The organism is Streptomyces sp. NPDC037301, from assembly GCF_055602785.1.
In genome coordinates, this window is record NZ_JBVJWD010000125.1 from 416 (window position 1) to 5,399 (window position 4,984).

Annotated in this window: 5 protein-coding genes; 2 read left to right on the forward strand and 3 right to left on the reverse strand. The window is 67.5% G+C overall.

Going from position 1 to position 4,984, the window contains the following annotated elements; genetic code table 11:
* Positions 1 to 137: 137 nt before the first annotated feature.
* The 3 genes from ACZ7IB_RS48510 to thyX all read right to left on the reverse strand — a co-directional run bounded on the left by ACZ7IB_RS48510 (position 138) and on the right by thyX (position 3,742).
* Positions 138 to 1,823: a ribonuclease J gene (locus tag ACZ7IB_RS48510; protein WP_470921730.1), complete on the reverse strand. Its 1,686-nt coding sequence runs from the start codon at positions 1,821 to 1,823 to the stop codon at positions 138 to 140.
* Between the two features lie 129 nt (positions 1,824 to 1,952).
* The gene (gene dapA, locus ACZ7IB_RS48515) at positions 1,953 to 2,852 is read right to left on the reverse strand and encodes a 4-hydroxy-tetrahydrodipicolinate synthase (RefSeq protein WP_470921731.1); all 900 of its coding nucleotides are present in this window, start codon (positions 2,850 to 2,852) and stop codon (positions 1,953 to 1,955) included.
* Between the two features lie 152 nt (positions 2,853 to 3,004).
* Positions 3,005 to 3,742, reverse strand: coding sequence for an FAD-dependent thymidylate synthase (thyX, locus tag ACZ7IB_RS48520; protein WP_470921733.1), 738 nt, complete (start codon positions 3,740 to 3,742; stop codon positions 3,005 to 3,007).
* A gap of 186 nt (positions 3,743 to 3,928) precedes the next feature.
* Here thyX and ACZ7IB_RS48525 point away from each other — a divergent pair, with 186 nt between their 5' ends.
* On the forward strand, positions 3,929 to 4,168 hold the full coding sequence (locus ACZ7IB_RS48525) for a hypothetical protein (protein WP_470921734.1): 240 nt from the start codon (positions 3,929 to 3,931) through the stop codon (positions 4,166 to 4,168).
* Between the two features lie 94 nt (positions 4,169 to 4,262).
* Entirely contained in the window at positions 4,263 to 4,814 is a 552-nt protein-coding gene (locus ACZ7IB_RS48530) for a hypothetical protein (RefSeq protein ID WP_470921735.1), read from the forward strand.
* Positions 4,815 to 4,984 lie beyond the last annotated feature (170 nt).

The window sequence follows — 4,984 nt, forward strand, 5'->3', positions numbered from 1 at the left end:
GCCCCCCTCCTGTTGGGGCGCCCCACGGACAGGGGGGGGGGGGGGTTTTTCCCGGGCGGGGGGAACCGGAAACCTCCGGGCCCCCCCCCCCCCCCCCCCCCCCCCCCCCCCCGCTCCGGAGTTCGCGACTGTCGGGGTCAGACCTCGACGACGACGGGAAGGATCATCGGTCGCCTGCGGTAGGTGTCGGAGACCCACTTGCCCACCGTGCGGCGGACCAACTGCTGGAGCTGGTGGGGCTCCAGCACGCCGTCCTGGGCGGACCTGTTGATCGCTTCCTCGATCTTCGGCACGACGGCGCTGAACGCCGAGTCGTCGATGCCGGAGCCGCGGGCATGGATGTCCGGCCCGCCCGTGATCTTGCCGGAGGAGCTGTCGACCACGATGAAGACGGAGATGATGCCCTCCTCGCCGAGGATGCGGCGGTCCTTGAGGGAGGTCTCGGTGACATCGCCGACCGAGAGGCCGTCGACGTATACGTAGCCCGCCTGGACCTTGCCGACGATCTTGGCCTTGCCGTCGATGAGGTCGACGACCACGCCGTCCTCGGCGATGACGATGTGGTCCTTGGGTACACCGGTGAGGGCGCCCAGTTCGGCGTTGGCCCTGAGGTGGCGCCATTCGCCGTGGACCGGCATCAGGTTCTTCGGCTTGCAGATGTTGTAGAAGTACAGCAGCTCACCGGCCGAGGCATGGCCCGAGACGTGGACCTTGGCGTTGCCCTTGTGGACGACGTTGGCACCCCAGCGGGTCAGGCCGTTGATCACGCGGTACACCGCGTTCTCGTTGCCCGGGATCAGGGACGACGCAAGGATCACCGTGTCGCCCTGGACGATGCGGATCTGGTGGTCGCGGTTGGCCATACGGGACAGTGCGGCCATCGGCTCGCCCTGGGATCCCGTGCAGACCAGCACGACCTCGTCGTCCGGCAGGTCGTCGAGGGTCTTGACGTCGACCACCAGGCCCGCGGGCACCTTCAGATAGCCGAGATCACGGGCGATGCCCATGTTGCGGACCATCGAGCGCCCGACGAAGGCGACCCGGCGGCCGTATTCGTGTGCCGCGTCGAGGATCTGCTGGATGCGGTGCACATGGCTGGCGAAGCTCGCCACGATGATGCGCTTCTGGGCGTTGGCGAAGACCGTGCGCAGAACGTTGGAGATGTCCCGCTCGGGCGGTACGAAACCGGGGACCTCCGCATTGGTCGAGTCGGAGAGGAGAAGGTCGATGCCTTCCTCGCTCAGCCGGGCGAACGCGTGCAGGTCGGTGAGCCGGCCGTCCAGCGGGAGCTGGTCCATCTTGAAGTCACCGGTCGCGACGGCCATGCCCGCAGGTGTGCGGATGGCTACCGCGAGAGCGTCCGGGATTGAGTGGTTGACCGCGATGAACTCGCAGTCGAAGACGCCGATGCGCTCGCGCTGACCTTCCGCGACCTCGAGGGTGTACGGGCGGATGCGGTGCTCCTGGAGCTTCGCCTCGATCAGCGCGAGGGTCAGCTTGGAGCCGATGAGGGGGATGTCCGGCTTCAGTCGCAGCAGGTACGGGACACCACCGATGTGGTCCTCGTGGCCGTGCGTGAGGACGATGCCCTCGATGTCGTCGAGACGGTCCCGGATCGTGGTGAAGTCCGGGAGGATCAGGTCGATTCCGGGCTGCTCTTCCTCCGGGAAGAGAACTCCGCAGTCGACGATGAGCAGGCGGCCGCCGTACTCGAAGACCGTCATGTTGCGGCCGATTTCGCCGAGGCCGCCGAGCGGGGTGACCCGGAGGCCGCCCTTCGGGAGCTTCGGCGGGGTGCCGAGTTCGGGATGCGGATGACTCAAAAGACTCTCCTTACCACGCGCGCCACGTACCGCTTGGGCACGTGGCGCGCATGTCATTCGTGCACTTGCTGTTGTCTGTGTTGTCACTCTTGCGAGTGTTCTCCGCTTATTCAGTTGTGAAGTCTGTGGTTACAGCTCTACCCCACCGGCGGCGAGATCGATCTTGAGCTGCGCCGTTTCCTGTGCGGTGAGTTCCACCAGGGGAAGGCGCAGGGGACCTGCGGGGAGGCCCTGGAGGGCCAGCGCGGCCTTGGTGGTGATGACGCCCTGGGTACGGAACATGCCGGTGAAGACCGGCAGGAGCTTCTGGTGGATCTCCGTGGCCTTCTGGACGTCGCCGCCGAGGTGCGCCTCGATGAGGGCGCGCAGGTCGGGGGTGACGACATGGCCGACGACCGAGACGAATCCGATGGCCCCGACCGAGAGGAGCGGCAGGTTCAGCATGTCGTCGCCGGAGTACCAGGCGAGGCCGGACCGGGCGATGGCCCAGCTGGCGCGGCCGAGGTCGCCCTTGGCGTCCTTGTTGGCGACGATACGCGGGTGCTCGGCGAGCCGCACCAGCGTCTCTGTGTCGATCGGCACACCGCTGCGGCCCGGAATGTCGTAGAGCATCACCGGCAGACCGGTGGCGTCGGCGATGGCCGTGAAGTGGCGGAAGATGCCTTCCTGCGGCGGCTTGTTGTAGTACGGCGTCACCGCGAGGAGGCCGTGGGCACCGGAGCGCTCGGCCGTGCGGGCGAGCTCGATGCTGTGGCGGGTGTCGTTGGTGCCGATGCCGGCGACGACGTGGGCCCTGTCTCCCACTGCTTCCAGTACGGCCCTTACGAGCTGGTCTTTCTCCGCGTCGCTGGTGGTCGGGGACTCGCCGGTGGTGCCGTTGATGATCAGGCCGTCATTGCCTGCGTCCACCAGGTGGGCGGCGAGCCGCTGGGCACCGTCGAGGTCGAGTGCACCGTCCGCCGTGAAGGGCGTGACCATAGCGGTGAGGACCCGCCCGAAGGGGGTCTGCGGAGTGGAGATCGGAGCCATGGGTAACACGCTACTCGTTGCTCAGCGCCCAATGCCCCCTCGGGGGGACACACAGTAGGAGCCCGGCACTGCCTGCTCGGGGGTTCAAGCAGTGCCGGGTCCGTTTGATCAGCCTAGATGAACTTCACGAAACGCCGCAATACGGACACCGCTTACGGGGCTACACGTCCGTTCTTGTTGAAGGCTGCATGGGTGAGCGGCATGAGCCGGGCCCAGTGCTCCTCCATCTGCTGGCCGACCATCTCGATTTCCCGCTGTGGGAAGGACGGCACCTTCGCCAGCTCGTGCTGGGTGCGCAGGCCGAGGAAGTGCATCAGCGAGCGGGCGTTGCATGTGGCGTACATCGAGGAGAACAGGCCGACGGGGAGTACCGCGCGGGCGACCTCACGGGCCACTCCTGCGGCGAGCATCTCCTGGTACGCCTCGTACGCCTGGCGGTAGGAGTCCTCCATGATGCGGCCGGTGAGCTCCTGCTGGGCCTGGGTGCCCTCGACGAATTCGTACTTGCCGGGGCGGCCCTGCTGGACGAGCTTGCGGGACTCCCCCGGAACGTAGAAGACCGGTTCCAGCTCCCTGTAGCGGCCCGATTCCTCGTTGTACGACCAGCCGACGCGGTGGCGCATGAACTCGCGGAACACGAAGATCGGGGCGCTGATGAAGAAGGTCATCGAGTTGTGCTCGAACGGGCTGCCGTGCCGGTCACGCATCAGGAAGTTGATGAGCCCCTTGGAGCGCTCAGGGTCCTTGGTGACCTCCTCCAGGGACTGCTCACCGGCCGTGGAGACACGGGCCGCGAACAGGACGTCGGAGTCGCCTGCGGTGTGTTTCACCAGGTCAACGGTGACATCACTGCGGAAGCTGGGCTTTGCGGGCTCGGGGGTCTCGGTCACCGGCGGGGTCCTTCCAATTGCGTCGCTCGGGCGGCGCCCACTCTACGGGCCGCCGCTGACAACGAGGGCCGGAAGGGTCGTGCAGGGATTTCTTCGATGAATTCGGCGATTCGGGGCACCGAACGGGCCTGCCGTACGTCTCACCCAGTAGCAGCATCCGTAACAGAGTTCAAGGAGAGCTTCCTCATGTTCCGCCGGCGTGAATCCGTCCCGTTCTCGTTCGTAGCCGAGGCCGACCGATTCCGCAGTAACGTCACCCCGCCCCCACGGGAGCGCACCACCGTCTCCCAACTGGCCGGCCGTTCCCTTGTCGGGCTGACGATCGTCGCAGGTCTCGTCGGGTCGCTGATCCTCGGCCTGCCCGCCCTGAGCCCCGCCCAGGGGCCGTCGCACACCGAGCAGACCGAAGCTGCCCACGGGCGCTGACTCCTACGGGCCCCCTGGGGTGGCCTGGTCGGCGGCCTCCTCGGTAGCCTCACCGGGCACAGCAATCGAGCGTGCTTGTGAGTGAGGATCAGTCGTGCCCCTGCCCTTTCTGACGGCCGACCGCGCGTTTGACGCGAGCGCTGAGGACATCGCGCTGCCGTTCGACGACCACGACAGCTGGCGGCGCCCGTACCGCCCAGGACCCTGGCGGGTCGTGGCTGCGGCCTCCCTGCTGCTGCTCGCGTCGTTCATCCTGCTCGCGGGGATGATCACCGCGTTCGCCGGGGCGATGCCGGGTGCCGCCGCATGTCTGGCGTTCGCCGTCGTGGTCATCGGCTGCGCCCTGCGGCTGCTGCGGGTCGGCGCCTGGGTGAGCCGTCACGGCGTGCGCCGGGTCGGTTTCTTCACGACGACGACCGTGCCGTGGAACCGCGTCGCGGCCGTACGTACGGTGCAGCAGCCGGTGAAGTGGCTCGGGTTGCCGCGCACCGTGCAGGGGCAGGCGTTGATCGTCGTACGCCAGGGGGGCGAGGCGTTTCTGCCCCTGCTCACCGACAGCAACGCGGATTTTCTGGCGCGGGGTGAGGCGTTCGACCGTGCGGCCGACACGGTCGAGGCGTGGGGGGACGAGTATCGGCGGGGCTGAGGCGTCCGGCTACCGGGGCCGCCCGGTAGCCGTTTTGTCCTTAGCCCGACCGGCAAATGGGGGGGTGCCCCTATTTGTTTCGTCAAGCCTGGCGGGGCTGGTTTGTAGGGGTTGGTCCTGGTTTTCGGGAACGTCCCGCGAAGCGGGATGTTCCCGGCGGATCGGGTGTC